This window comes from Aeromonas jandaei (assembly GCF_037890695.1).
Taxonomy (GTDB): Bacteria; Pseudomonadota; Gammaproteobacteria; order Enterobacterales; family Aeromonadaceae; genus Aeromonas; species Aeromonas jandaei.
In genome coordinates this window covers 3995667-4021555 of the sequence record NZ_CP149571.1, presented here as the reverse complement: position 1 = coordinate 4021555, position 25889 = coordinate 3995667, and the positions used below count along the sequence as shown (strand labels likewise).

Sequence of the window (25889 nt, the reverse complement as noted above, 5' to 3'; positions counted from 1 at the left end):
CGCGAGTCGGGACTTTTTAGAAAAGCGTTGCGAGCCGGCTAAAAATTCACGGCCGATTTTGGCATAGGCGCCCGAGGACGATTTTTATAATGCCATCCTCGTCAATCCACTCATTACGGGAGCCGCCATGGCCACTATCCAGAGCAATCCCTATCTCCCCACCGCTCAACCTGAAGCCCGTGGTGCCGAGAATGCCCCCCGTCAGGTGCCCCTGCAGGGAGGACAGTTTCAGGGGGAGCAGGTCGTGCTGGCCAGCGCGACCCAGTCGCTGGGCGACATGGCAGAAGAGCTCACCTTCGTCTTTTCCGAGCGCTCCGAGCTCTCCCTGGCCAAGCGCAAGCTGAGTGACAGTCAGGCCCGCATCAGCGAGATAGAGGCACTGGTGGGGGACTACCTCGACAAGGTGCCGGAGCTCGAGCGCCAGCAGAAGATCAAGGAGATGATCAGCCACCTCGGTAGCGGCCGGCTGGCCAACCTCTCCCAGCTGCTGGCCTACCTCGAGAGCTACTCGGGGGAGGTGAGCGAGCAGTTCGAGGCGCTTACCCAGGCACGCAAGGCCCTCGCCGGTCGCCCCGAAATGCGGGGTACGTTGGCACTTGTTGAACAGGCGCTGGCCAAACTGGCCGACGAGCAGGGCAGCGCCATCGTGCTGGGCGCCCGCATTACCGGCCCGGCTCAGGAGGCTGCCCGTGAGGGGCTCGGTCAGGTGCAGGATCTGCGGGATCTCTATCGCGATGCGGTGCAGGACTATCGCGCCCTCTCCACCGCCTGGCGCGATATTCATAGCCGTTTTGGCAACGGTGCGCTGGAGAAGGTGACCGGCTTCATGATGAAGGCCTTAAGCGCCGATCTCGACAGTCAGCAGCGCTGGCTCGACCCGGTCAAGCTGGAACGGGTGATGAGCGACATGCACAAGCTGCGGTTGCTCAACACCCTCTCGGCCCAAGTGGACGAGTTGTGGCTGCGGGTGAAGGAGGGGGCGGCCCATGGCATACGGGCCTTCTGATCTGATGGGCGATCTCATTGCGCTGGTGGAGAAGCGCTGGTCTTCGGTGCACGACGTGGAGCAGATCGGTGTCGCTCTGGAGCTGACGCAAACACATCAGCAGGTGCAGCTCTATCAGGAGCTCAAGCGGTTGATCCGCCTGCTGCCGGTGGAGCTGTTCAGTGAGGAGGATCAGCGCCAAAACCTGCTGCAGTGCTGTCAGGGGGCGCTCGATAACGCCATCGAGCGGGAAGAGGATGAGTTGTCCGGAGAGTCGTCATGAACTGGATCGAACCCCAGCTGGTGCAGTTTTGCCAGGATCTGGGCATCACCATCGGTGATAACCCCCACTACCTGATCCAGCTTGAGCTGGAGCAGAGCGGTACCCTGCAACTGGAGCGCCATCAGGGGCAACTGACGCTCTGGCTGGCCCGCACGCTGCCGTGGCACCAGAGCGGCGAGGCCATTCGCCGCGCCATGAGTTTCACCGCCGCCGCCCAGGCGCCCGCCCTGCCGGTGCGCTGCGGTTGGCTCGGGGAGGATCGGCTGATCCTCTTCGTGACCCTCGATGAGCGGGCCGTGACCCTGCCGCTGCTCCATCAGGCGCTACGCACCCTGACCCGACTGCAACAGGACGTGGTAGCGCCATGAGCCGGATCACCGCGGCCCATATCGGGATTGAGCAGCTCAGCGCCATCCGCCTCGACGAGCAGGAGCAGAGCCTGCCGGGGCGCTACGCACTGCTGCCGGATGGCCACTCCATCGAACCTCACATCAGCAGACTGTATCCCGCCAATCTGGCGGAGCGCACCCTGCTCGACTTCGCCACCCCGGATCGCGGCTTTCACGATCTGCTGCGTCCGCGCGATTTTGCGCAGGCGATGGCGGGGCTGCGGGCTGTGCTGGCCGAAGGCGCCACCCCCGAGCTGCAGGCGGCCAGCGCGCTGCTCGAGCAGCTGCACGGAGATGAACAACTGATGCAGATGACCCTCCATCTGCTGCACAAGGTATGACCATGATCCTCTCGTCACAGCAGCAGGATGCGCTGCTGCTCACCGGCTGGCTGCACCTGCAGTATGGTCACCCCGATCGTGCCAGCACCCTGCTGGTGGCGTTGTTGCAGCTCCACCCCGCCAATCAGGCGGCCCGCCGTACTCTGCTGGTGGCCCTGCTCAGGCAGGGATTTGGCGAAGAGGCGCTCGGTCATGCCGATCTGCTGATGGCAGAGGGGGGGGCAGACGGCCCGCTCTGGCTCTGCCGCAGCCGCGCCTGCCAGTTGGCAGGCAGGCTGGATGAAGCCCGTTTCGCCTACCAACAATATCTCGAACTGGAAGAGCAGAATGAACCAACGCTCCCTTGAGCTGCTGCGCCGGATCGGCGAGCGCAAGGACATCATGCTGGCGGTACTGCTGCTGGCCATCGTCTTCATGATGGTGTTGCCGCTGCCACCGGTGGCCCTCGATATTCTTATCGCCATCAACATGACCATCTCGGTGGTGTTGCTGATGATGGCGGTCTATATCAACTCGCCGCTGCAGTTCTCCGCCTTCCCGGCGGTGCTGCTCATCACCACCCTGTTTCGGCTCGCCCTCTCGGTGAGCACCACCCGGATGATCCTGCTGCAGGCTGATGCGGGGCAGATCGTCTACACCTTCGGCAACTTCGTGGTGGGGGGCAATCTGGTGGTGGGGATCGTCATCTTCCTCATCATCACCATCGTCCAGTTTCTGGTCATCACCAAGGGCTCGGAGCGGGTGGCAGAGGTAAGTGCCCGCTTCTCGCTCGATGCCATGCCCGGCAAGCAGATGAGCATCGATGGCGACATGCGCGCCGGGGTGATCGATGTCAACGAGGCGCGCGAGCGGCGCAGTGTCATCGAGAAGGAGAGCCAGATGTTCGGCTCCATGGATGGCGCCATGAAGTTCGTGAAGGGGGACGCCATCGCGGGCCTCATCATCATCTTCGTCAACATCCTCGGCGGGGTCACCATAGGGGTGACCCAGAAGGGGTTGTCGGCGGCTGATGCGCTGCAGCTCTACTCCATCCTGACGGTGGGGGATGGCATGGTCTCCCAGGTGCCGGCCCTGCTGATCGCCATCACCGCGGGCATTATCGTGACCCGGGTGTCGTCCGAAGAGTCCTCCGATCTCGGTTCCGATATCGGTGCTCAGGTGGTGGCCCAGCCCAAGGCGATGCTGATCGGCGGCCTGCTGCTGGTGCTGTTTGGCCTGATCCCGGGCTTCCCCATGATCACCTTCTTCTCGCTGGCCGCTGTGGTGACGGCGGGGGGCTACTTTATCGGCCTGCGCCAGCGCAAGGCGCAGAGTCAGCAGAGCCAGGATCTGCCCACCATGCTGGCACAGGGGGCAGGCGCTCCTGCCGCCCGCAGCAAGCCGAAGGCGGGCAGCAAACCGCGTGGCAAGCTGGGTGAAAAGGAGGAGTTTGCCATGACGGTACCTCTCCTGATCGATGTGGATGCCGCCCTGCAGGCCGAGCTGGAGGCCATCGCCCTCAACGATGAGCTGGTACGGGTGCGCCGTGCCCTCTATCTCGATCTCGGGGTACCTTTCCCGGGCATTCACCTGCGTTTCAACGAGGGGATGGGGGCGGGCGAATACCTGATCCAGCTGCAGGAGGTGCCGGTGGCCCGCGGCCAGCTGCGGCCGGGCCATCTGCTGGTGCAGGAGAGCGCCTCCCAGCTCGATCTGCTGGGAGTCGCCTACGAGGAGGGGACGCCGCTGTTGCCGGGGCTGCCCACTCTGTGGGTGGCCAGCGAACATCAGGCACGGCTCGACACCTCGCGCCTTGCCGCGCTCACCCCGGATCAGGTGATGACCTGGCACCTCTCCCATGTGCTGCGCGAATACGCCGAGGACTTCATCGGCATTCAGGAGACCCGCTATCTGCTGGAGCAGATGGAGGGGAGCTATGGCGAGCTGGTGAAGGAGGCGCAACGCATCATCCCGCTGCAACGGATGACCGAGATCCTGCAGCGGCTGGTGGGGGAGGATATCTCGATCCGCAACATGCGCGCCATTCTCGAGGCCATGGTGGAGTGGGGCCAGAAGGAGAAGGATGTGGTGCAGCTCACCGAGTACATCCGCAGCAGCCTCAAGCGTTACATCTGCTACAAGTACGCCAACGGCAACAACATCCTGCCCGCCTATCTGCTCGATCAGCAGGTGGAGGAGCAGATCCGCGGCGGCATTCGCCAGACCAGCGCCGGCAGCTATCTTGCCCTCGATCCCGCCGTGACCCAGGGCTTCCTTGATCAGGTGCGCCATACCGTGGGGGATCTGGCACGGATGCAGAACAAGCCGGTGCTCATCGTCTCCATGGATATCCGCCGCTATGTGCGCAAGCTCATCGAGGGGGATTACCACGCTCTGCCGGTGCTCTCCTATCAGGAGCTGACCCAGCAGATCAATATCCAGCCGCTTGGCAGGGTCTGCCTGTGAACGGCGATCCGCTCATCCCCTGGCTGCTGGCCCGCGGCGTGACAGTGACTCCTCACCATCTGGGGGCGACCCCGATCCAACTCGGCCATGCCCTGCACTATCGCCACATCTCTCTCGCCTGGCGGGTCGATAGCGACACGCGCCGGGTCTGGATCCTGCTGGTACGCCGTGAGGGCGAGCGGGATGGTCTTGCCAACCCCTTTGCTGCCCTCTACCTGCTGGCGGAGGCGACGTTGGCGGTGCTGGGAGTGGGTTACGAGCTCTATGGCAACGTCAATGTGTTTCGTGGCAGCGCCCTCAGCGCTGAGCGGCTGGGCCGCTTCTATCGCCACTGAACCGGCGCCAGCGAACCCGAACCCGGCTGGTTTGCGCTTGCGGCCGAGCAGGTCTGCTCCCTGCGCGAGATGCGAAAACGACAAAAGGACGGCCTTGCGTGACAGGCATGCCCAAAAGGGCCTCATAGAATAGGAGCCATGATGAAACAACCCCGTTTTGCCCACCACAGCGATGTGATCGAGCGAGCCGAACAGGCCATCGCCGACAGCGAGCAGCGCAATGCCCTGCTGCAGGAGATGCTGGCCGGCCTGGCGCTCTCGGAGCAGACCTGCCAGCTGCTGTTCAATGCCCCCGGCGAACAGGTCGCCGTGGCCGAACAGGAGTTGCTGGCGGAGTTTCGCCGCAGGCAGGCGATGTTGCCGGAACAACAGGGAGAGAGCCGCAAGAGCCGGCGCCCCACCATGATGCGTGGACTGATGATTTAAGGAGACGCGATGAGCATTATCTCTGATTACACCCGCAACAAAAATCATATCCAGATTGATCAGTGGCTAACCAGCGAGTCAGGCACCCTCAATGCAAAACAGCGGGCACTGGTCGACAAGCTGAAAGACAACGTCTCCATCAGCAAGGAGGATTCGACCTGGCTGACCCGGGCACAACTGGAGAGGCTGGTTGCCCGCTACCTGAGCAACGATGACGTGCTCGATGAGGTCAGCAAGCAAGTCGACACGCTGGTGCTACCGGTGGCGCTCCCCGATGTCGTGGCGCAGATCAGTCGCTATACCGATGATCGTATCGATCAGGAGGTCATCGACGCCTTCACCTGGGTGATGTTTACCCAGAACAACAAGCGTACCGGTATCAACGAAGAGCTCAAGGCGCTCACCGCCGAGCTGAAGATCTACGGGGTTATCCAGTCAGAGATCAACAAGGCGCTCTCTTCCTCATCCAGCCAGACCTTCAAGACAGATTTCAATCTGATGGATTACAAGCTTTATGGCTATGAGAGCGACGCCAAGTTCCGCGAGGAACCCGAGTTCAAGCTGCTGGGTCAGATGCCAAAGGACGCCTCGGGTCATGTGTCGGTCAAGACATTCCTCGAGAGTGACAAGAAGCAGAGTGGGTCGATGACAGGGGTCGAGAACGAGTACAAGTACGACAAGGACAACAACAAGCTGGGCAACTTTGCCACCAGCGTGAGTGACCGCTCACGTCCGCTCAACGATCAGGTGAGCGAGAAGACCACCCGGCTCAACGATGTCAGCTCCCGCTACAACTCGGCCATCGAAGCCCTCAACCGTTTTATCCAGAAATACGACAGCATCATGCGCGACATTCTTGCCGCCATTTAAGGAGATTACATGCAGACCGACACCACCCTGACCCCGGAGTATGAAGCCGAACTGGAGTCCTTCCTCGCCGATGGCGGCACCATCGCCATGTTGAAGGATATCTCCGGCGATACCCTGGAGCAGCTCTATGCGCTGGCATTCGGGCAGTACCAGTCAGGCAAGTGGCAAGATGCCCACAAGATTTTCCAGGCCCTCTGCATGCTGGATCACTACGAGCCGCGTTACTTCCTCGGGCTCGGTGCCTGTCGTCAGGCGATGGGCGAATTCGAGACGGCGGTTCAGAGTTACAGCTTCGGCGCCATGCTCGATTTGAAAGATCCCCGTTTCCCGTTTCATGCAGCCGAGTGCCGGTTGCAACAGGGGGATTTGACTGGGGCCGAGAGTGGCTTCCACTCGGCCCACCTGCTGGCGGGCAGTGACCCGCAGCTGGCTGATCTGGCGGCAAGCGCCAAGGTCATGTTGGAAGCCATCGCAATCAGAAGGGATCAGCAAGATGAACCCGATCAGCAATGAAAGAAGCGTTTCCCCGCTGGGAAACATCGGTAATGTAGCTGGCTTGCAGCCAGCTGCCGAGCCGCGCAGTGAAACCCGGCTCGATGCCGCGGTTACGCAGGCGAGCGGTGCAGCCCGCACCGCCGGTGTCGCTCTGACTCCGCCGCTGGCGGCCAGCAATGATCGTCCCGGCCAGAAAGTGCTGGCAGAGATCAGCCGGCTGGTTCGCGAGACCGTGGAGAACAGCGGCAAGCTGCTGCCCCGTGTCGGCGCCCTGGTGACGGCTGCCTTTACCTCGCCGGCCGCCTTCGAGATTGAGCTGGGCAAGCTCACCAGCGATCTGGAGCGGACCCAGACCAAGCTGAAGCTCGACGATATCAAGCGCGCTCGTGAATTGAACGAGAAGAAGATTGGCGAGAACCAGGAGAAGATCAAAGAGGCTGAGGAGAGTGCCAAGGAGGCCAAGAAAGCGGGCATCTTTGGCAAGATTTTCGGCTGGCTCAGCGCCATCGCATCTGTGGTTATCGGCGCCATCATGGTGGCGACCGGGGTGGGTGCTGCCGCTGGCGCCCTGATGATCGCCGCCGGCGTGGTCGGCATGGTCAATATGGCAGTGCAGCATGCCGCCGAAGCAGGCCTGATCTCCAAGGAGGTGATGGAGAAGCTGGGGCCTGCTCTGATGGGGATCGAAATAGCCCTTGCCGTCATTTCCATGGTGGCCAGCTTCGGTTCCTCCATCGGTAGCCTCATTACCAAGGTGGGGGCGAAAATTGGCGGGACGGCTGCGGAGATGAGCGCCAAGCTGGTGACCAAAGTGGGTGATCTGGCTGGTCGATTTGCGGCCAAGGGGTCGGTCGAGGCGATGAAACTGACAGGCAATACGGCCAAGGTGATGAAGATGGGCACCCAGGGTACTGACGTGTTGCTCGATGTGAGCGGTGGGGTGACCAAATCGGTTCAGTCATCCAAAGAGTCTGCTGCGCTTTATGCGCAGGCCGATTTGCAACAGAGCAAGAGCGAGATGACCCAGTTGCAGGCGGTGATCGACAAGCTCAAGGAGGCTATCTCACAGATCATGGAGGCGTTCCAGCAGACCATGGAGATGATCTTCGAGATGATCAGTGCCAGAGGCGAGATGATGAGCAATCTCGCCCGCAGACCGGCCGCCATATAAGGAGATGGATCTATGAACATTAACGACAGCACCTTCAATCCGATCCGTGCCAATGCCCTGTTCAGCGAAGGGATCGAGCAGCCTCTTGCGGCAGGCAATCGTGAAACGACCCATGCGGCCGGCGGCATCACCTCCGGCAGTGAGGTCAAGCGTCAGGGCGGCCCCGAGTTGCCTGCCCCGACCCAGCGGCTGGACGGTGCCAAGCTGGAACAGGCCCGTGCGGTGCTCAACGATACTCTCGACCTGATGTCGCAGCTCTTCCAGCTCGCTCGTCTGGCGCGCCAGATGGGACTGACCCAGCGCGACATGGAGAACCAGCAGGTGATCGACAGCCAGAAAGCGCAGGTCGCCGAGATGCGCAGCGGCGCCAAGCTGATGATCGCCATGGCGGTGGTATCCGGTGTAATGGCCGGTTTTTCGGCCATTACCGGAGGATTCTCCCTGAGCAAGTCTGCCAAGGCGATCAAGCAGGACAAGGCACTCAATGCCAATATTGCCGGGCGCCAGCAGGAGCTGAAGCAGATAGGGGATATCAAGAAGTCTGCAGGCCTCGAGATGGGGGACGCGGGACAAGAACTGACGGCAAGGATCAAAAACGACAAGGCAACGCTCAAGACGCTGAACAAGTCGTTTGATGCCAATAACAGCCGGCAACAGATTGCCAGTACCGTGATCCAGTCCATCGGGCAGATGAGCAACTCGGCAGTGCAGGTTGCCCAGGGCGAGAGTCAGGCGACGGCCAAGGAAGATGAAGTCAAGGCGACCATCAGCCAGACCGAGAAGCAGAAGATTGAAGACAACATGGCCTTCAACGCCAACTTCATGAAGGATGTGCTGCAGCTGATGCAGCAGTACTCCCAGACCCTCAACCAGACGCTCAAGGCAGCCTTCGGGGTTGCTTGACGCGAGCAGGCAGCAAGGCGCCCGACGGGCGCCTTTTTCGTGTGCCGACCACTTTTCTTAAAAGAGCCGCCTCTGAGTGACAGCCGCAATCGGGATGGCGAGCTACCATCCTCTCCTCTCTGCTGGAGGAAATCATGGACGCCACTGTCATCATCAATCGGCTGCTCGCCGAGTTTGCCACCAAATATGGTTTGCCCTCCCTGACCCTGAACCGGGAGGGGGTGGCAGCACTCTGTTTTGACGAGCACTTGCAGCTCTCTCTCATTCTGGTGCCCGAACGGGATCACCTGGTGATGCAGGTCGATGTGGCCGAATTGCATCAGGTGGGTGAGGGGATCTTTCGCCAGTTGGCCAGCTTCAACCGCAATTGGTATCAGTTCAATCTCCACTTTGGTTTCGATGAAGAGAGCCTGACGGTGCAACTCTACCGCCAGATGTCGGCCTCGCGGCTGACCCTGACCCAGCTTGAAGAGAGTCTGGCCAGCATGCTGGAGCACGCCGAATTCTGGCAGGAGCTGCTGCAGCCACGACCTGGCCCGGTCAGCAAGAGTGACGAGGTGATGGGAGTACGGGTGTGACCATGAAGATCCAGGAATCGAGCGCCAGCCAGCTGGCATCTGCGGCAGAACGCTCTGCGACGGGTTGCTTTGCCGGTAGGGCCGTGAGCGGCCGTGATGCGTTGGTTGAACCTGTGCCGCTGGCGGCGGCATTGCGACGCACTCTTGCGCTGAGCAGAGCGCAGGAGCAGATGCTGGATCGCCTGCAGCAGGGCGAGCACAAGCCGCTGACCGAGAGAAGGATCCGGTTGTTATGAGAACGCTGCTCTTGCTCGCGCTGCTGACTCTCGGTGGCTGCGTCAGCACCACGGTTGTCCCTCCTGTATCGCAGAGCCTGACAGGGGAGGTGCACCTCAATGCCGATTTACCTCGTCCTGCCACCGTGGAGGTGACAGTTCTGAGTGTGATGGAAGGACGGCCACTGCAGGTAGCCTCAACCCGTTATGAGCTGACCATGCTGCCTCTGGTTTTTGATATGCGGCTGACGCCTCTGCAGTGGGGAGAGGGCGAACTCTATGTGCGTACCCGGTTGCGGTTTATTGGCAATGACGCGATTCAGGCAACGGCTCAGCAAAAAGTTTTTAAGGTTTTAAATGGTCGCCCATTGGTAATTTCATTGCAACCACGTCCTTGTTATCCATTGTGTCAATAATAAGCCGTATCTAATAAACAAGTTGGAAATCAACTGGTTATTAATTTATCAGCTTGATTGCAGCGTTTCTTTCTGTAACGAACTATTTAATGACGTAAGAAAAAGGCCTGACAAATGCGTTATCAATTGTATCAGTAGTGTCATGACTCTAATTTTTGGCTGGTTTTTATGCTGGTGATTGTTGTAGGATTTTCTTCTGATTTAAGTGTTGATTAAATTCATGGTCATCACTTAACGATGACATTCATAACTAAGAAAAATAAACACCAATAATAAACCACCCGGACGGAGCCTTTTTCTGCCGAGGTGCTACTTGCAATACACGCAGATTCAGGAAAACAAAAATGAAGGGCATTACAACCACAGAGAAGGGCGATATGGCCCTGCTCCAGTGGTGCATGTCTGCTTTCAGCGTCATTGAACACCGCCAGGAGGGAATATATGTTCTCCTGGATGGCGCGATGAGCTGGCAGGACTGCACCGATACCTATGAGTTATCCCCCAACGAATTGATATTCGTGCGCCGTGGCAGCTATGCGGTTGCAACCGGCGACGAGCCTTGCCACCTGCTCTGGATCCCCCTTTCCAACTCCTTTTTGCAGGGTTTTCTGCAGCGTTTCGGTTCACTGCTGAGCGAGGTCAGCCGGGTTGAGGGGATTGCTCCCAGCCTGCTGCCGTTTCATGCATCCCCTCTGATCAACCAGTCCATCCAGGGCTTGCAGGGGTTGATCGAGCATGAACATCCTCCCGAATTGGCCCGGTTGCGAACCGAAGAGCTGCTTTTTCTGCTCGCTTTTGGCGAACAGGGACCGCAATTGATGTCTATTTTGCGCCAGCTGAGCAATCGCCAGGTCGAGCGGTTGCAGCAGTTCATGGAAAAACATTATCTGATGGAGTGGAAGCTCAGCGAATTTGCCAAAGAGTTCGGCATGGGGCTGACCACATTCAAGGAGTTGTTTGGCGCAATATATGGCGTATCGCCCCGAGCCTGGATCAGCGAACAGCGGATCCTCTACGCTCATCAGTTATTACTCAATAGCGAGATGAGCATCGTCGATATTGCGATGGAGGCGGGATTCTCCAGCCAGTCCTATTTCACCCAGAGTTATCGGCGCCGTTTTGGCTGTACCCCTAGCCGTGCCCGTCATGGCAAAGATTAACGCCGGACTAAAATAATCTGACGTTTTTTATAAGTCGCAGGGCAGAGCCATGGGTAGAATAGCCAGCATACCGAAACATTATTCCATAAATTGCCCGCAGCAAGATGAGCAAGGCATAGCATGAGTCAGCAAGATCACACATCACCCAATCATGGCCTCTTTGCAGGTCGCCGGGTTGCCGTTGTCCAACCAGAGAGCCTCAACCTGGCCCAGCTGGTGGGGCGACAGTCCGTGCTCCGTTATCAGGACGCCGGCGTGATCAGCTCCCAGCAGATGGCATTGCTGCAGCGTCTGCTGCCAAGAACCCGTCTGGAGCGCCTGCTCGGGTCCATCTGGTTTCAGCGCCGTCTCGATATTGCGCTGGCTGTCTCCCGTGATGAGCTGCAACAGCTGCTGCGCCTTGCTGGCAGTGAGCGTGATGACTGGTTGCAGCAACTGGGGGATAACATCAATCTGGCCGACCCGCAGCGGCTGTGGCACTGGGTGCTTTATCCCCTCCACCGCTGGTGGGTACAGCGTCTGGAGCCGCTGTATGGCGCCTGGCTCAATGAGCTGGATCAACTGCAGTTGATGCGCCGTCAGCTCCATGCCCAGTCCATCTTCTGGCAAACCGTGGTCGATGTACCGTCCGGCCTCGAGCGCCGGATTGCCGAACAGCTTGCAAGCTTGAACGAACGCGAGCAGGAGCTGGCGCAGTTGCAGGTGCAGTGTGAAGCGCGGTTGCAACAGGCCTGGCCGGCCTGGTACGCAGAGCAGGGGCAGCAGGTCCCCTTTGAGCGGCTGCTGCCGGTGCCGATTGAGCTTGGCACCTGCTGGCAAGCCCTGCAGGCGCTGCCCCACGATGCCGCTGCTGGCGACACACTGCATGAGTGGCTGGCGGGCCGGGGCATCGCCCTTGCTCAGGATCACTTCTACTGGCAGCCTCCCGCGCCCTAGATAGCCCGAGGAACTATGCAAACGCTACTGAATCGATTGGCCGCAAAACTTGGCCAAGGGCCTTTTGTTGCCGACGCACAGGGTAGATACCATCTGCGACTCGATGGTTATCCCCTCTTTTTGACCCCCGGAGCGAGCGAATTGCTGCTCGGCACCCCTCTCACCTCAACCCGCCACGGTGAGGGGGAGAGCCATGATCCGGCCCTGCTCAAGCGCCTGTTGCAACAGGTGGTGGCCTGGGGGCGTCACACCCCGCATGCCCTGGTGCTGGATGAGCTGGGCAACCTGCAGCTGGAGGCCCGGTTGGCGCTGGAGTGGCTCGACGAAGCACAACTGGAGCTCAGGATTAGCCAGCACATCACCCTGCTGGAGCGGCTGGAGCCCCAGCTGACCGAGGCCGCGCTGGCCCCTCAATGGAGACAGATGATATGGCACCCTTGAGCGTGCAAAGAGTGATCCGCCCGCTCTGCTGGCTGGTGCTGGTCTGCATGGCCTGGCAGCGTCCGCTGATGGCACAGGAGCTCGACTGGGTGCCAATGCCCTACAGCTATGTGGCAGAGGGGGAGAGCCTGCGGGATGTGCTGGTCAACTTCGGGGCCAACTACGAAGTTTCCGTGGTCGTCAGCGACAAGGTCAACGATCAGGTCAACGGCCAGTTCGAGCATGATGAGCCGCTCGCCTTCCTGCAGCAGCTTGCCTCTCTCTACAACCTGGTCTGGTACTACGACGGCAACGTGCTCTACGTCTTCAAGAACAGCGAAGTGCAGTCTCGCCTCATCAATCTGGAACAGACCGGTGCCGCCGAGCTGAAACAGGCGCTGCAGCGGGCCGGTATCTGGGAACCCCGCTTTGGCTGGCGACCCGATGCTGATAACCGGCTGGTCTATGTCTCGGGCCCGCCGCGCTATCTCGAACTCATCGAGCAGACGGCGGTGGCACTGGAGCAGCAGTCCCAACTGCGCAGCGAGAAGACCGGGCCGCTCGCCATCGAGATCTTCCCGCTCAAATATGCCTCTGCTACCGATCGCTCCATCCAGTATCGCGACACCAGCGTGGATGCCCCCGGCGTGGCAACCATCCTCTCCCGACTGCTCTCCGATGCGGGTGTACAGATGGTGAACGGCGAGGGGAGCAAGGGGGGGCAAGTTGCCTCCGGTCAGGCCATCGTACAGGCCGACCCCTCTCTCAACGCCGTGATTGTGCGCGATGCACCGGAACGGATGGCGATGTATGGCAAGCTGATTGCGGCGCTAGACAAACCGGCGGCCCGCATCGAAGTGGCTCTCTCCATTATCGACATCAATGCCGAGGATCTCTCCCAGCTCGGGGTGGACTGGCGTGTGGGGATCCGCACCGGATCCAACCAGCAGGTGATCATCAAGACCACCGGCGATCGCAAGGGCATTGAAGGGGGCGCCGCCCTCGGCAGTCTGGTGGATTCCAAAGGGCTCGACTATCTGCTGGCCCGGGTCAATCTGCTGGAGAACGAGGGCAATGCCCAGGTGGTCTCCCGCCCGACCCTGCTGACCCAGGAGAATACCCAGGCGGTGATCGACCACAGCGAAACCTACTACGTCAAGATCAGTGGGGAGCGGGTGGCAGAACTGAAGGACATAACCTACGGCACCATGTTGCGGATGACGCCACGAGTGATCCAGATGGGCGACAAGCCCGAGATCAGCCTGAGCCTCCATATCGAGGATGGCAATCAGAAGCCAAACAGCTCCGGCATCGACGGCATCCCGACCATCAGCCGTACCGTGGTGGACACCATAGCCCGGGTCGGCCACGGCCAGAGCCTGCTGATCGGTGGTATCTACCGCGACGAGATGAGCGAAAACCTGAGCAAGGTGCCTTTCCTCGGCGACATCCCCTATCTGGGAGCCCTGTTTCGCAGCAAGGAGACCCAGACCCGTCGCTCCGTGCGTCTCTTTATCATTGAGCCTCGTCTGATCGATGACGGCATCGCCCACTATCTGGCGCTGGGCAATGGCCAGGATCTGCGCGCCGGAGTGCTGGGTGTCGACGAGATTTCCAACCAGAGTCTCTCCCTTGGCAAGGTGCTGGGCGGCGCCCAGTGCCAGCCGCTGGCAGCGGCGCGGGACGTGCAGAAACTGCTGCATCAGGGGGGCAAGAGCTCCGCCCTTACCCAGTGCCGGATGGGCAATGAGCTGGGCTGGCGTCTGGTCGAGATGGCGAAGGATCAAAAATGCACCCCGGCGGCCAGCTGGTGCATGCAGGCGACTCCGGCCGGAGCTGGCCGATGAGCTGGAAGTGCCGCGTATATCGCGGGCTTAACCGCGGGGTAGAGGTAGCCCTGTCGGAAGGGCGTCTGGTCATCGGTTCCGATCCGCTGCTGGCCGATCTGGTGCTGGTGGATGAGGGGATGGCCCCCGAGCATCTGGTGCTGCTGGTGTCGGCCGAAGGGATCAACCTGCAGGGGTGGGCTGAGGGCATCACGCCAACTCAGGATGGCGCGGCACTGGAGGCAGGCGCCCAGCTGATGGCAGGTACCCGGCTGGAGGCTGGCCCCCTGCTCTGGAGTTTTTGCGACAGCAGCCGGTCGCTGCCTGAACAGCTGGAGGCGTTGCCTGCCATGGCGGCACCGGCGCGACCACGACGGCGTGCCGGCAGTGCCGAGTGGTGGCTGGTTGGCCTCTGCCTGTCGCTGGTCATGGCGGTGGTTGTGATGCTTGGCCACGGCTGGTGGCAGGGGAGCAGCGAGAGCGATACCGCTCGCAATGAGCAGGAGCTCAAGCGCTTTCTGGCCGCGCCAGCCTATCGCCAGGTGGTGCTCAACAGCAGTGACCCCGAACTCTGGTTGCTCTCGGGATATGTGGATGAGAACGGCAACCGCCTCGCCCTGCAGCAGTATCTCGATGGCAAGGGGCTCAGCTATCGCCTTGACCTGCGCACCATGGAGGATCTGCGTCAGGGCGCCGGGTTCATCCTGCAAAAACTCGGTTACGAGCAGTTGCAGATCCGCAATGGCAAGGAGCCCGGCTGGCTGCGCTTGAGCGGAGCCATCAGCGCGCAGGATGAACGCTGGAACAGCATTGAATCCCTGCTCAAGCAGGAGGTGCCGGGGCTACTCGGCATCGAAAACCGGGTGCAGGTAGCCGGAGCACATCGCAAGCGACTCGATGCCATGTTGCAGGAGCAGGGGCTGGCCGGTTTGCTGCGGGTGAGTGAATCGCGCGACCGGATCGAGCTGTCAGGTCAGCTGGATGAGGCGAGATTGGCGCAATTTCAGCAACTGCAGTTGCAGTTTCGCCGCGAGTTCGGCTCTCACCCCATGCTGGAGCTGATCAACCAGAGCCGTTCGCCCCGTCAGGATGAGCTGGAGTTCGAGGTGCGCAGTGTCTCCCTCGGCAGGGTGCCCTACGTCACCCTGGCCGACAACCGCCGCTACCCGGTCGGAGGGGCGACAGCCAACGGAGTTCGCATCCTCTCTATCCAGCGCGATGCGGTGGTGGTGAGCAAGGGCAAGCAGCAATACATCGTCAGATTGAAAGGGGGCGAAAGCCATGATGACCAGTTTGGAAACGCGACTGTCCGGCGCTGATCCCGCCTTCGCCCGCGCGCTGCAGGAGCAGCTGGTGCAGGCGCTGGGGGAGGTCAAGCGCCAGCTGATGCGCGGGGGATCTCCGCAGCAGTACCGGCAGTGGCAACAGGAAGCGGACGCCATCGAGGCGGGCATGCAGATACTTGAGCAGATCAAAGGAGCATAAGAGATGGCAGAACCCATTTTTAACCCGGGGAATACCCTGGATAACGTCGCCGAGGCGCTGAAGAAGCAGGCGAACGATGCCAACAATGACGTAAAAGCTGCGATTGACGCACTGAAAGATAATCCCGATGACCCCGCCAGGCTGGCTGAGCTGCAACACAAGATCAACAAGTGGTCGGTGATCTACAACATCAACTCTACCGTGACCCGCAGCATGAAAGATCTGATGCAGGGCATCTTGCAGAAGGTGTGACGATGGATCGCCAACTGAAACGGCAACTGGCCGAACTGGCGGTGGCCGGCACCGGTCATCATTGTCACTCGCAGGCCGCCACCATCGCCGACTGGCTCGCAAGCGATCCGCAGATGAGCGAGTGTGTCACCCTGATCCGCCTCTCCTCCCTGATGAACCGGGGAGATTACGAGGGGGCTCTGGCGCTGGGCAAAGGGTGCGATACCCCCGAACTGGAACCCTGGCTCGCCCTGTGCGAATGGCGGCTGACGCGGCTGGATGCACTGCAGAGCCGGTTGGCCCGGCTTGAACAGAGCGAGCTCTCCTCCTTGCAGCAGTTTGCCGCCGGCATGCGCGAACAGATCGCCTCATGAAGGTCGATGGTAACGAGCTAGGCACTCGTCCGCTGGCGGTGACGCCGCCGGGCTTGCCCCCGCCTGCAGCGGCAGAGCGGCAACAGTTTGAGCGGCTACTGGCCAAAGAGGAGAGCAGTGCCCTGCTGACGCGCTGGAAAGAGGGGACTCCACTGGAAGCGCTGCTGGAGGGACACTCTCCCGCCACCCGGCGCGAGCTGCTCTGGCAGGTCTATCAGCAGGATGAGAAAACGGCCGGGGTAGCCGACCAGCTCTTCAAGCCGGTAGCGAGCAAGCTGATTGAGCGCTTTGGCGAGCGCCAGTTGCCAGTGGTGGCGGCCATCGACCTGCCAGAGCTGCGTGCCCTGATGCGGGAGTTTGACCCGCTCTCGTCACGGCGGGAGACGGTGCTGCTCAAGGTGATGGCAGAGCTGCGGGGGCAGGGGGCATGGCTCGGTAACGACTATCTGGCCGAGCTGGCCCGACGTGAACTGATGACCCTGATCCCGCACAACGGCATGGTCAACAATCTGGTGCGTCACGCACACAAACTGGATCTGGAGGAGTGATGGAGATAGCACAAAGCGCGCAGGCCGTGGTGACCAGCCTGGATGAGCTGAAAGCGGCGGATGTTCCCGGTGCCCAGATCGCCACCTTCGAGCAGGCGATGGGCGGCAGCGCTCAGGGGATCGGCGGTACATTGCTTGGCGAAATCGGCGAGATCAAGCAGCAGTTTGTCGAGGCCAAACAGAGCCTGCAGGCCGAACTGGCAACGCCGGGTGATGATCCCAACAGTTTGATGCAGATGCAGTGGTCGCTGATGCGGATCACCATGCAGGAGGAGCTCATTGCCAAGACCGTGGGCAAGATGAGCCAGAACGTAGAAACCCTGTTGAAGACCCAGTGAGGTAGTGTGAAGAGATCGATGCTGATGGGGGTGCTGTGCACCTCCCTGCTGCTCAGTGGCTGCAAGGTGGAGCTCTATACCGGGGTGAACCAGAAAGAGGGCAACGAGATGCTGGCGCTGCTGCGCACCGAGGGGATCTCCTCGGACAAGCAGCCTGACAAGGATGGCAACATCAAGCTGCTGGTCGAGGAGTCCGATGTGGCGCAGGCGGTTGAACTGCTCAAGCGCAAGGGGTATCCGCGCGAGAGCTTCTCCACCCTGCAGGATGTCTTTCCCAAGGATGGCCTCATCTCCTCGCCCACCGAGGAGCGGGCTCGCCTCAACTACGCCAAGGCCCAGGAGATCTCCCACACCCTCTCGGAGATCGACGGCGTGCTGGTGGCCCGCGTCCATGTGGTATTGCCCGAAGGGAACGAGGGGATCAGCAAGAAGCCATCTCCCGCTTCGGCCTCGGTCTTTATCAAACATGCGGCGGATATCCAGCTCGACACCTACATCCCGCAGATCAAGCAGCTGGTCAACAACAGCATTGAAGGGCTCGCCTACGACCGGATCAGCGTGGTGCTGGTACCCTCGGCCGATGTACGCCAGAGCCCCCTGATGCCGCGCAATACCACCCTCTTCTCCATCGAGGTGAGCGAAGGATCCAGATGGCGGCTGGGTGGACTGATCGCGCTCCTGCTGGCGTTGGTGGTGACCACCAACCTGGCCCAATTCATGTGGCACCGGCGTCGGAGTCGTTGATGGCGGTCGGCCTTACCCCCTATCAACTGCGCTTTTGTCCGGCCAGCTATCTGCACGAAGAGCACTTCCCCGCCTCGTGGCGCTGGCTGCAGGCGAGTGTCCCCGAGTGGCGCACTCTGCCTGCCTGCAATCAGGCCCTGCTCGACGAGCTGGCACTGGCTATCGACTACGAACTGCCCGCGCAGCTTGGCGGGCTGGCGCTCTTTCCGGCCGAGGCGCTGGCGCTCGTGCTGCGCCAGCTTGGCGCCGTGCTCCATGGCGAGGCGATCCGCCACTGCCTGCAAGCGCCTGTGCTGCGCCAAATCATCGCGGTGTTGGGGGAGGAGGGGCACAGGTCGCTGCTTGCTCGCCTCGACCTCTTGATCGGCCCCTGGCCTGCCGGCTGGCAGCAACCGCTGCCAGCCACGCTCGATAGCGCCTCGCTGGAGGCGGCAGGTTTGGGATTCTGGCTGGCTGCGGCGGGGGGGGCTCATCCCGCCTGGGCCCGTCGCCTTGCGCTACGTTTGCCGGTATCACCCCTGCGCCCAGGCTGGTCACTGGCTGATGCCGAGCTGCCACTCGCTCGCGCACTCTGTCTCAAAATTGCCAAACAGGTAACGCCACAATGCTGCCATTTGTTGAAATAAAGAGTGAACACCTGCAACTGGCTCCCGGTCAGCGGATCCTGCGCAGTCACGACTATCAGGCCTATCTGAGTGCTCAGGCGCTGGTCGATGCCGCCCGGGCACAGGCTGCCGATATCGTCGAGGAGGCGCGTGCCGTTTATGAGGAGCAGAAGCAGCTCGGTTGGCAGGCCGGCATCGAGGAGGCTCGCCGCGAGCAGGCCGTGCTGGTGCACCAGACCCAGCTGCAGTGCCAGCAATACTACCGCACGGTGGAACAACAGATGAGCGAGGTGGTGCTGCAGGCGGTGCGCAAGATCCTGCACGATTACGATCAGGTGGCGCTCACCCTCAAGGTGGTGCGCGAGGCGCTCTCGCTGGTGAGCAACCAGAAGCAGGTGACGGTGCGGGTCAATCCCGAACAGGTGCAGGCGGTACGCGATCAGATTGCCCGGGTGCACAAGGATTTCCCCGAGATCGGGTATCTCGAAATCTCTGCCGATGCCCGCCTCGATCAGGGGGGCTGCATCCTCGAAACCGAGGTGGGGATCATCGATGCCAGTCTCGATGGCCAGCTTGACGCGCTCTCGCGGGCGATGGCGGTGACGCTGGAGCGCGCCGATGTTCACGAGAGAAAATAAATCCCCCCATTGACAAAATCGCGGCTTCTGTTGCCAAACGACCATGGGTTGCATCCCTAGAATGGGGACAATTCCATCGTAACAGGAGAAGCGCCATGCAGATTCAGCAAGCCCCCAGTCTTTCACCATCGACCCACACGCCTGCTGTCGAGCCGCAACCTGGCCGACCGCAGGAGAGTGCACCCAGCCTTGTCGCGACTCTGGGTGGCGTATCCGGCCCCCGGCTGGAGAGTGTGAGCCATGCCCCGTTGGCGGCTTCTGCCAAGAGCGATGTGATCTGTGAGGGCTGCGGCCCGCGTCAGGTGACCATCACCCGCCAGCAGGATGGCTCGGCATCCGTTACTCTGGCCCGGCCGCCCATCACCAGCCTGGTGCTCAGCGGTGGCGGCGCCAAAGGGGCTGCCTATCCGGGCGCCATCCAGGCACTGGAGGCGCAGGGGAAGCTGGAGGGGATCCGTACACTCTCTGGCTCCTCGGCCGGCGCCATTACGGCCGCACTGCTTGCTGCCGGCATGAACGCGAGCGAGTTCAAGGCGCTCTCTGACGAGATGGACTTCATCAGCCTGCTTGATTCGCCGGTTAAAAAGATCAGCCTGGCCCAGCACATGAGTGGCGAAGCAGGCAAAGCGATCGCCAGCGTGCTCGAAAAACTCAAGCTGGGTAAACTTGGCAGCTTCGTACAACTGCTGAGCAACATCTTTCCACGTCTGCAGTCGGATGCCGTCCCGCTCGAAAGGATACTCAAGCAGGAGTCACGCAGTTCGGTTCTGGCGCAATTGAAGGCTCACCCAGAGCTGGCCAGCAGACCCGACGTCGCAGCCATTCGTCAGCGCCTCGAACAGGGGGGCGGTGTGACCTTCGGCGATCTGGCTCTGCTTGGTCGCCATATTCCGGCCATCAAGGAGCTGAACATCACGGGGACCGGCATGTTTGATGGTCGTCCCCAGATGATCCTGTTTAACGCCCGCCTGACGCCAGACATGGAGATTGCCCGCGCCGCGCACATATCGGGCTCATTCCCGGTGGTGTTCAGTCGCCCGGAGGAGCAGCATCAACCTTTCCTGGCGCAGGGGGAGAAGCTGTCCTTGCAAGATGGCGGTGTCATGCTCAACGTCCCGGTGCTCGAGCTTATCCATCCCGAGGCCAGGGGGGCCACCATCGCCGAGCACGAGAACCTGATCCTCAAGTTTGAAGAAGAGGGCGGGAAACCGGCCGATCGTGGTACTCGCAAGGGGGCGATTGCAGACTGGGTAGTTGGGGCTCCCGTTGGCGCACGCTCGGCGTTGCAAACCAGAGGGCTTGACGGGTTGACCGATCAAGTGGTGACAGTGCCGCTCAAATCAGAGCGCGGTGATTTCAGCGGCACGTTAAGTGGCACCCTCAACTTCACCATGAGCGATGCGGACAAGCAGCATCTGCAGGAGAGGCTGGCCGATGTGGTCGGGCAGCATCTGGAAGGACGGGAGAGCAGCCGCAAGGATTATCAGTTCCAGGATCTGGAGTCGGCGCTGCTGGCGCTCCCGGATCGGGACTTTGCCGCGGTGGCCGAAGAGCGCACCCCTGATGTCCAGGCAACTGCCCTTTTTCGTCAGGAAGTTCAGGATCAGCTCTCGGTACTGGTTGCATCTGTACTGGAGCAGGATCCCTCGGCGCGACTCGATCTCTCTGGCTCGCTGGCGCAGGCTCTGGAGCAGCTCGGCACACTCGCAGACTCGCCGGCCCGGCAGCAGTGGCTTGCCGCGCAGCTCAATCAGGCAGACAACCCGGCGCTGGCCAGGTTGCTCGATACTCCGAGCCCGGCAGGGCGTTTCGCCGCGCTGGATCTGGGCAAGGAAGAGGCCAGCCGTCGTCAGGTGGCCACGGTCGCGAACAACATCATTCATGAGGTGATCTACCCCTCCCTGTTCCGTCCCGGTCAGCCGGACAGCAATGTGGCGCTCCTGCGTAAAACCGAGCACGCACTTGTCGGCGCGACCACGTCGGCCGAGGTCAATGAGGCCCTGCGGGAGCTGGCTGATAACTATGGGGCCCGCAATAAACCGTGGAGCAAGCCTCTCTCCTCTACCACTGTGACTCAGGCTCGCTCCTGGATGATGAAGGAGTAAATATGCTGATTGATTGGTTGGGTTCACTGGGATTGGCTCTACCCGCCGCGGGCGAGAGCCGGGTGATCAGGTTTGAGGATGCACCAGAGCTATGGTTCGAGAAGATCGACGGGCAATATGTGCTGGCACTGCCGCTCGCCCCGCTTCCCACCAGAATGCTTTCCGGCGTCATGCTGCTGCTGCTGCAGGTCAACAGCCCACTCTCTACCTTGCAACCGGCCAGACTGACGGTGGATGGTCGAGGGCATTTGCTGTTGTGGTGCACTCTGGATGAGCATGCGGATCCAGAAGTATGCCAAGCTGCCTGCGACAAGCTGCATGCCGGTTACCACGAACTGCTGCCTTTATTGCAGGCTCAGGAGGAGAGTATTCCGGTACGCTCGGGTAGCTTGTTCGTCTAGCCAAACGCAGAGTGCCAAGCCGAGCGATTTCGTCTTTAGCGACGTCCCGGCTTGCTGATGGGCCAAACAAAACCGCCCCGGATATCCGGGGCGGTTTTTTTATTTGGCGATCCCGAGGTGAGCAGGGCGGGTGAACAAGGTTTAGCGATAGCGGCCACGTACCGAGCTGCTGGCGCGCCCTGCCATCTTGATCAGGCTCTGGCGGGTGTGCAGGTGGCAGAGCGCGACGCCGAGGGCATCCGCTGCATCCGCCTGCGGGGTGGCGGAGAGTTTCAGCAGATGGGTCACCATGTGCTGCACCTGCTCCTTGCTGGCGCCGCCGGTCCCCACCACTGCCTGCTTGATCTGGGTGGCAGAGTATTCGCTCACCGGTAAAAAAGCGTTGACCGCCGCGACGATGGCGCTGCCACGGGCCTGCCCCAGTTTCAGGGCCGAGTCGGCGTTGCGGGCCATAAAGACCCGTTCGATGGCAAATTCGGTGGGCTTGAACTGGGTGATGATCTCGCATACCCCGTCATAGACCTGCTTGAGGCGCTCTGGCAGCTCGCCGCAATCGGTGCGGATACAGCCCGACCCCAGATATTCGGCCTTGCCGCCGACGACCCGGATAACCCCGTAACCGGTGATCCGCGATCCCGGGTCTATGCCCAAAATAATGCTCATGGGTTGTGCTTGCTCTAAACGCAAATGATGGCCGCAAGATAGCAAACTCCGGCCTGCTTGGCTGTACGCAGGATGTGCGAACGGTCAGTGCGTGGCGATTGCCATAAAAAAAGGCCCCGAAAGGGGCCTTTTTGATTATCGCTTGTCAGGCGGCGTGATGGATGGGGTTGGCCTGCGCCATTCCCTCCAGCTCGCCCGGGGCGAAGTTGTCCACTTGAATGGCTTCGTAGCGCAGGGCATCGGCGGCCAGCAGCTTGTCCGCCTCGTCCTTGCTCAGCACCGATTTGGCCAAAGCGGCTTCCACCAGTTCCGGCAGCGCCAGTTTGCGAGGCAGTTTGCCCTCTTTCTGGGCCTGCACCAGTTTCTTCTCGTAGGGCTGCACTGCGACCATGGCCTGGAAGGCACGCTCCATCAGGCCGACCGGATCCGCCTCGTCCTTGCCCACATAGCAGAGGGCCGTCAGACGGTCGCGGAACTCGCCCGGCTTCATCATGGCCAGACAGATGGCGTGGCAGCGATCGTCGGCCGGCATCTTGTAACCGACGCCGAACGGGAACACCACGCGCTTGAGCACGGCACCCACCACCTTGTTCGGGAAGTTCTGGAAGAAGCCCTCGAACGCCTTGCCAATCAGGTAGAGGTTGCGCTCCACCGCGTACTGCACGAACGGCAGATCGGAGACCATACGGCCCTGATCCTCGTAATGCTTGAGGGTGGCGGAGGCCAGGTAGAGGTGGCTCAGCACGTCACCCAGACGGGCGGAGATCATCTCCTTGCGCTTGAGATCGCCACCCAGCATCAGCATGGAGACGTCGGCGCACAGGGCCAGCCCTTTACTCATGCGGGAGAGCTGCTTGTAGTAGCGAGCGGTTTCACCGGTTACCGGAGCGCTGTTGAACTGGCCAAGGGTCAGCCCCTGGAACAGGGAACCGAAGAAGTTGCCGGCGCCGAAGGCGATGTGTTTCATCAGCAGGGCGTCAAACTTCTCGAGACCGCGCTCCACGTCGGTATCAGCCGCCGCTTCCAGCTCGGCAAAGACGTACGGGTGGCAGCGAGTGGCCCCTTGCCCGAAGATCATCAGGTTGCGGGTCAGGATGTTGGCCCCTTCCACCGTGATGGCGACCGGAATCCCCATGTAGGCGTAGCCGGTGTAGTTTTTCGGGCCCAGCTGGATGGCACGACCGGCGTGGATATCCATGGAGTCATCCATGATCTGGCGCGCCATCTCGGTCATGTGGTACTTGGAAATCGCAGTGACGATGGCCGGCGCCTGACCCAAGTCCAGCGAACCTGCGGTCATGCGACGGGCCCCTTCCAGCTGATAGGTGAGGCCACCGATGCGGGCCAGCGCTTCCTGCACACCTTCAAACTTGCCGATGGACATGCCGAACTGTTTACGCACGTAGGAATAAGCGCCCACGGTGCGGCTCGCCATGTGACCACAGGCGGTGCCCAGAGCAGGCAGCGAGATGCCGCGACCGGCGGAGAGGCACTCCACCAGCATGCGCCAGCCGCGACCGGCGTAATCCGGGCCGCCGATGATCCAGTCGAGCGGAATGAACACATCCTTGCCGAAAGTCGGGCCGTTCAGGAACGCCAGACCCATGGGGTAGTGGCGATCGCCGACGCGCACGCCCGGGTGGCTGGTGGGGATGAGCGCGCAGGTGATGCCGAGCTCTTCCTTGTCACCCAGCAGTTTCTCCGGGTCATAGAGTTTGAACGCCAGCCCCAGCACGGTGGCGCGCGGCGCCAGGGTGATGTAGCGCTTGTTCCAGTTGAGGCGAATACCCAGCACCTCTTCACCCTTGTGCATCCCTTTGCAGACGATCCCCTTGTCAGGAATGGCACCTGCATCGGAGCCAGCTTCCGGCCCGGTCAGGGCGAAGCAGGGCACCTCTTTGCCGTTGGCCAGCCCCGGCAGCCAGAAATCTTTCTGGGCCTGGGTGCCGTAGTGCATCAGCAGCTCGCCCGGGCCAAGGGAGTTCGGCACCATGACGGTGACCGCCACGCTCAGGCTCTTGGTGGCAATACGGGTGACGATGGTGGAGTTGGCGATCGCCGAGAATTCGCGGCCGCCGTAGGATTTCGGGATGATCAGGGAGAAGAAGCCTTCCTTCTTCAGATAGTCCCAGACCGGCTCCGGCAGGTCTTTGGTTTCGTTGACGATCTTGAAGTCATCAACCATGGCGAGCAGGGTTTCGACCTGATTGTCGATAAAGGCCTGCTCCTCTGCGGTCAGCTCGGCCTTGCCGTAGCCGTGCAGTTTTTTCCAGTCGGGGTTGCCGCGAAACAACTCGCCATCCCACCAGACGGAGCCGGCTTCCATGGCCTCCCGCTCGGTGGCCGACAAGGGCGGCAGTATCTTCTTGAAGATGCCGAACACAGGACGGGTTACCCACTGTTTGCGCAGTGAGGGGACGCCGAGCACAACGGCAATCGCCAGCACTAGCAGGATAAGCAATGTGATCATACCGAAGTTCCTTCTATTTCACTGTTTCCGTTGATTTATTGTTGGTTGTTACACGGCCAGGGAGAGCCTGGTCGACTCCACTGGTGCCCCGACTCCGGACGCCAGATAAGGAATAACGTTGCGTACCAGCCCCTCGACATCGAGCTGCTGGCCAAAATCGGCCAGGGCGATGTCGCGCAGCGCATCGGCAGAGGCCATGGTGAAGACGACGGTGCCCAGGGTGAAGTGCAGGCGCCAGAAGAGATCTGCCGGCGAGAGGGCCGGGTTGGCCTTGGAGATAGCCTGGGTGATCCGCTGCAAAATGGGGCCATAGTGGGCAGTGATAAAGCGGCGCAGGTGGCCCTGGCTGTCGATATAGCCGCGCCCCAGCAGCTGCATGAAGATGGCCGGGCCATTGGCCCGCACCGCCGAGAGTTTCATCAGCGGTTCGACAAAACTTTCAAAGAGTTGCAGCAGGGTCAGCTGATCCTGCTCCATCAGTACCCGCAGGCGGGCATCCAGATCGGGCATGAACAGGCTCAGATAGCGGTCGAGCACCGCCTGGATCAGCTCCTTCTTGGAGCCGAAGTGATAGTTCACGGAAGCCAGATTGACATCGGCCTCGCTGGTGATCAGACGCAAAGAGGTATCGGCGAATCCCCGCTCGGCAAACAGCACTTCAGCGGCGTCGAGAATACGGTTTTTGGTATCGATTTTACTCACTGGACACCTCACTTAAACGAATGTTTAAAAAGTACGTTTCATAACGCGAGGTGTCAAGAGATTGTGAACTGGTGTTAGCAGAATGTTTTTTGTGAAAAAGCGCAAAAAGGTCGGAACTAACTCCGCAGCGCGAGACTCTATATCTATGCCACTGCAATTAAACATTAAGTCTCGCCCAACCTGCTTCTTGCTAGTTGGGCATTTTTTTGCCCGGTTGAGAGTGGCAGAGGGTAACAAACAGGCAAAAAAAACCGCCGCGGGGAGCGACGGTGGGGAAAGTGAGTTTGCATCATCCTGATGACAAACTGTCGATGCGAGTTCAGGCATGTATCGACGGGAGCCAGTATGCCAGTCAGCCCGGCTCAGACTATGTCAGTTCCTCGGTATTTTG

The 25889-nt window shown here is 60.9% G+C and carries 32 protein-coding genes and 1 pseudogene; 30 read left to right on the top strand and 3 right to left on the bottom strand.

Annotated elements, in window-relative coordinates; translation table 11 throughout:
* Nucleotides 1-127 precede the first annotated feature (127 nt).
* From sctW to WE862_RS18715, 30 genes and pseudogenes are all read left to right on the top strand, one after another.
* The gene (gene sctW / locus WE862_RS18860; protein WP_042031505.1) at nucleotides 128-1006 is read left to right on the top strand and encodes a type III secretion system gatekeeper subunit SctW; all 879 of its coding nucleotides are present in this window, start codon (nucleotides 128-130) and stop codon (nucleotides 1004-1006) included.
* Nucleotides 987-1268: a TyeA family type III secretion system gatekeeper subunit gene (locus WE862_RS18855; protein ID WP_033113178.1), complete on the top strand. Its 282-nt coding sequence runs from the start codon at nucleotides 987-989 to the stop codon at nucleotides 1266-1268. Before sctW ends, WE862_RS18855 begins: the two co-directional genes overlap by 20 nt.
* The gene (acr2, locus tag WE862_RS18850; protein ID WP_042031504.1) at nucleotides 1265-1636 is read left to right on the top strand and encodes a SycN family type III secretion system chaperone Acr2; all 372 of its coding nucleotides are present in this window, start codon (nucleotides 1265-1267) and stop codon (nucleotides 1634-1636) included. The genes WE862_RS18855 and acr2 overlap by 4 nt, the downstream gene beginning before the upstream one ends.
* On the top strand, nucleotides 1633-1998 hold the full coding sequence (ascX, locus tag WE862_RS18845; RefSeq protein ID WP_042031502.1) for a type III secretion system protein AscX: 366 nt from the start codon (nucleotides 1633-1635) through the stop codon (nucleotides 1996-1998). The genes acr2 and ascX overlap by 4 nt, the downstream gene beginning before the upstream one ends.
* Nucleotides 1999-2000: 2 nt before the next feature.
* Entirely contained in the window at nucleotides 2001-2345 is a 345-nt protein-coding gene (gene ascY, locus WE862_RS18840) for a type III secretion system chaperone AscY (protein WP_042031500.1), read from the top strand.
* Nucleotides 2278-4443, top strand: coding sequence for a SctV family type III secretion system export apparatus subunit AscV (gene ascV / locus WE862_RS18835; protein WP_269780157.1), 2166 nt, complete (start codon nucleotides 2278-2280; stop codon nucleotides 4441-4443). Before ascY ends, ascV begins: the two co-directional genes overlap by 68 nt.
* A pseudogene (locus WE862_RS18830) lies at nucleotides 4440-4880 on the top strand (LcrR family type III secretion system chaperone). Before ascV ends, WE862_RS18830 begins: the two are co-directional and overlap by 4 nt.
* A gap of 36 nt (nucleotides 4881-4916) precedes the next feature.
* Nucleotides 4917-5204 (top strand): type III secretion protein, encoded by a 288-nt coding sequence (locus WE862_RS18825; protein ID WP_269319547.1) that lies wholly within the window; start codon nucleotides 4917-4919, stop codon nucleotides 5202-5204.
* 9 nt (nucleotides 5205-5213) lie between these two features.
* Nucleotides 5214-6074 carry a virulence-associated V antigen gene (locus tag WE862_RS18820; RefSeq protein WP_339058662.1) on the top strand — a complete coding sequence of 287 codons (861 nt, stop codon included), beginning with the start codon at nucleotides 5214-5216 and terminating at the stop codon, nucleotides 6072-6074.
* A gap of 9 nt (nucleotides 6075-6083) precedes the next feature.
* The gene (locus tag WE862_RS18815; protein ID WP_042031494.1) at nucleotides 6084-6587 is read left to right on the top strand and encodes a SycD/LcrH family type III secretion system chaperone; all 504 of its coding nucleotides are present in this window, start codon (nucleotides 6084-6086) and stop codon (nucleotides 6585-6587) included.
* A complete protein-coding gene (aopB, locus tag WE862_RS18810) occupies nucleotides 6568-7740 on the top strand; it encodes a type III secretion system translocon subunit AopB (RefSeq protein ID WP_041208848.1) in 1173 nt (390 codons plus the stop codon). The genes WE862_RS18815 and aopB overlap by 20 nt, the downstream gene beginning before the upstream one ends.
* A 12-nt stretch (nucleotides 7741-7752) precedes the next feature.
* The gene (locus WE862_RS18805; protein WP_042031493.1) at nucleotides 7753-8643 is read left to right on the top strand and encodes a YopD family type III secretion system translocon subunit; all 891 of its coding nucleotides are present in this window, start codon (nucleotides 7753-7755) and stop codon (nucleotides 8641-8643) included.
* 134 nt (nucleotides 8644-8777) lie between these two features.
* The gene (locus WE862_RS18800; protein WP_033113167.1) at nucleotides 8778-9221 is read left to right on the top strand and encodes a type III secretion system chaperone; all 444 of its coding nucleotides are present in this window, start codon (nucleotides 8778-8780) and stop codon (nucleotides 9219-9221) included.
* Between the two features lie 2 nt (nucleotides 9222-9223).
* The gene (locus tag WE862_RS18795) at nucleotides 9224-9457 is read left to right on the top strand and encodes a T3SS regulon translocated regulator ExsE family protein (RefSeq protein ID WP_033113166.1); all 234 of its coding nucleotides are present in this window, start codon (nucleotides 9224-9226) and stop codon (nucleotides 9455-9457) included.
* Nucleotides 9454-9852: a YscW family type III secretion system pilotin gene (locus WE862_RS18790; protein ID WP_042031492.1), complete on the top strand. Its 399-nt coding sequence runs from the start codon at nucleotides 9454-9456 to the stop codon at nucleotides 9850-9852. Before WE862_RS18795 ends, WE862_RS18790 begins: the two co-directional genes overlap by 4 nt.
* A gap of 344 nt (nucleotides 9853-10196) precedes the next feature.
* Nucleotides 10197-11012: a helix-turn-helix transcriptional regulator gene (locus WE862_RS18785; protein ID WP_042031490.1), complete on the top strand. Its 816-nt coding sequence runs from the start codon at nucleotides 10197-10199 to the stop codon at nucleotides 11010-11012.
* Nucleotides 11013-11132: 120 nt separating this feature from the next.
* Entirely contained in the window at nucleotides 11133-11948 is an 816-nt protein-coding gene (locus tag WE862_RS18780; RefSeq protein ID WP_042031488.1) for a T3SS regulon anti-activator ExsD domain-containing protein, read from the top strand.
* A gap of 15 nt (nucleotides 11949-11963) precedes the next feature.
* On the top strand, nucleotides 11964-12389 hold the full coding sequence (locus WE862_RS18775) for a YscB family type III secretion system chaperone (RefSeq protein WP_042031486.1): 426 nt from the start codon (nucleotides 11964-11966) through the stop codon (nucleotides 12387-12389).
* Nucleotides 12362-14215: a type III secretion system outer membrane ring subunit SctC gene (gene sctC / locus WE862_RS18770; protein ID WP_167334750.1), complete on the top strand. Its 1854-nt coding sequence runs from the start codon at nucleotides 12362-12364 to the stop codon at nucleotides 14213-14215. The genes WE862_RS18775 and sctC overlap by 28 nt, the downstream gene beginning before the upstream one ends.
* Nucleotides 14212-15513, top strand: a complete 1302-nt coding sequence (gene sctD, locus WE862_RS18765; RefSeq protein ID WP_042031626.1) for a type III secretion system inner membrane ring subunit SctD — start codon at nucleotides 14212-14214, stop codon at nucleotides 15511-15513. Before sctC ends, sctD begins: the two co-directional genes overlap by 4 nt.
* On the top strand, nucleotides 15476-15679 hold the full coding sequence (locus WE862_RS18760) for an EscE/YscE/SsaE family type III secretion system needle protein co-chaperone (protein ID WP_033113160.1): 204 nt from the start codon (nucleotides 15476-15478) through the stop codon (nucleotides 15677-15679). Before sctD ends, WE862_RS18760 begins: the two co-directional genes overlap by 38 nt.
* A gap of 3 nt (nucleotides 15680-15682) precedes the next feature.
* On the top strand, nucleotides 15683-15931 hold the full coding sequence (gene sctF, locus WE862_RS18755; protein ID WP_042031485.1) for a type III secretion system needle filament subunit SctF: 249 nt from the start codon (nucleotides 15683-15685) through the stop codon (nucleotides 15929-15931).
* A gap of 2 nt (nucleotides 15932-15933) precedes the next feature.
* Nucleotides 15934-16284 (top strand): YscG family type III secretion system chaperone, encoded by a 351-nt coding sequence (locus WE862_RS18750; RefSeq protein ID WP_042031484.1) that lies wholly within the window; start codon nucleotides 15934-15936, stop codon nucleotides 16282-16284.
* A complete protein-coding gene (locus WE862_RS18745) occupies nucleotides 16281-16832 on the top strand; it encodes a YopR family T3SS polymerization control protein (RefSeq protein WP_339058661.1) in 552 nt (183 codons plus the stop codon). Before WE862_RS18750 ends, WE862_RS18745 begins: the two co-directional genes overlap by 4 nt.
* Nucleotides 16832-17170: a type III secretion system inner rod subunit SctI gene (sctI, locus tag WE862_RS18740; RefSeq protein ID WP_033113156.1), complete on the top strand. Its 339-nt coding sequence runs from the start codon at nucleotides 16832-16834 to the stop codon at nucleotides 17168-17170. The genes WE862_RS18745 and sctI overlap by 1 nt, the downstream gene beginning before the upstream one ends.
* 6 nt (nucleotides 17171-17176) lie before the next feature.
* Nucleotides 17177-17914 carry a type III secretion system inner membrane ring lipoprotein SctJ gene (sctJ, locus tag WE862_RS18735; RefSeq protein ID WP_185430698.1) on the top strand — a complete coding sequence of 246 codons (738 nt, stop codon included), beginning with the start codon at nucleotides 17177-17179 and terminating at the stop codon, nucleotides 17912-17914.
* The gene (locus tag WE862_RS18730; RefSeq protein WP_042031482.1) at nucleotides 17914-18540 is read left to right on the top strand and encodes a Yop proteins translocation protein K; all 627 of its coding nucleotides are present in this window, start codon (nucleotides 17914-17916) and stop codon (nucleotides 18538-18540) included. The genes sctJ and WE862_RS18730 overlap by 1 nt, the downstream gene beginning before the upstream one ends.
* The gene (locus tag WE862_RS18725) at nucleotides 18519-19157 is read left to right on the top strand and encodes an HrpE/YscL family type III secretion apparatus protein (protein ID WP_042031481.1); all 639 of its coding nucleotides are present in this window, start codon (nucleotides 18519-18521) and stop codon (nucleotides 19155-19157) included. Before WE862_RS18730 ends, WE862_RS18725 begins: the two co-directional genes overlap by 22 nt.
* 95 nt (nucleotides 19158-19252) lie before the next feature.
* Entirely contained in the window at nucleotides 19253-21262 is a 2010-nt protein-coding gene (locus tag WE862_RS18720; RefSeq protein ID WP_082035465.1) for a patatin-like phospholipase family protein, read from the top strand.
* A 2-nt stretch (nucleotides 21263-21264) separates the two neighbouring features.
* Nucleotides 21265-21663 (top strand): hypothetical protein, encoded by a 399-nt coding sequence (locus WE862_RS18715; RefSeq protein ID WP_033113152.1) that lies wholly within the window; start codon nucleotides 21265-21267, stop codon nucleotides 21661-21663.
* 141 nt (nucleotides 21664-21804) lie between these two features.
* Here the strand turns inward: WE862_RS18715 and ruvC are convergent, their stop codons facing one another.
* From ruvC to WE862_RS18700, 3 genes are all read right to left on the bottom strand, one after another.
* Entirely contained in the window at nucleotides 21805-22326 is a 522-nt protein-coding gene (gene ruvC, locus WE862_RS18710) for a crossover junction endodeoxyribonuclease RuvC (protein WP_041208829.1), read from the bottom strand.
* 145 nt (nucleotides 22327-22471) lie between these two features.
* Nucleotides 22472-24796, bottom strand: a complete 2325-nt coding sequence (locus tag WE862_RS18705; protein WP_042031480.1) for an acyl-CoA dehydrogenase — start codon at nucleotides 24794-24796, stop codon at nucleotides 22472-22474.
* 48 nt (nucleotides 24797-24844) lie between these two features.
* Nucleotides 24845-25498: a TetR/AcrR family transcriptional regulator gene (locus WE862_RS18700; protein ID WP_041208826.1), complete on the bottom strand. Its 654-nt coding sequence runs from the start codon at nucleotides 25496-25498 to the stop codon at nucleotides 24845-24847.
* Nucleotides 25499-25889: the final 391 nt, after the last annotated feature.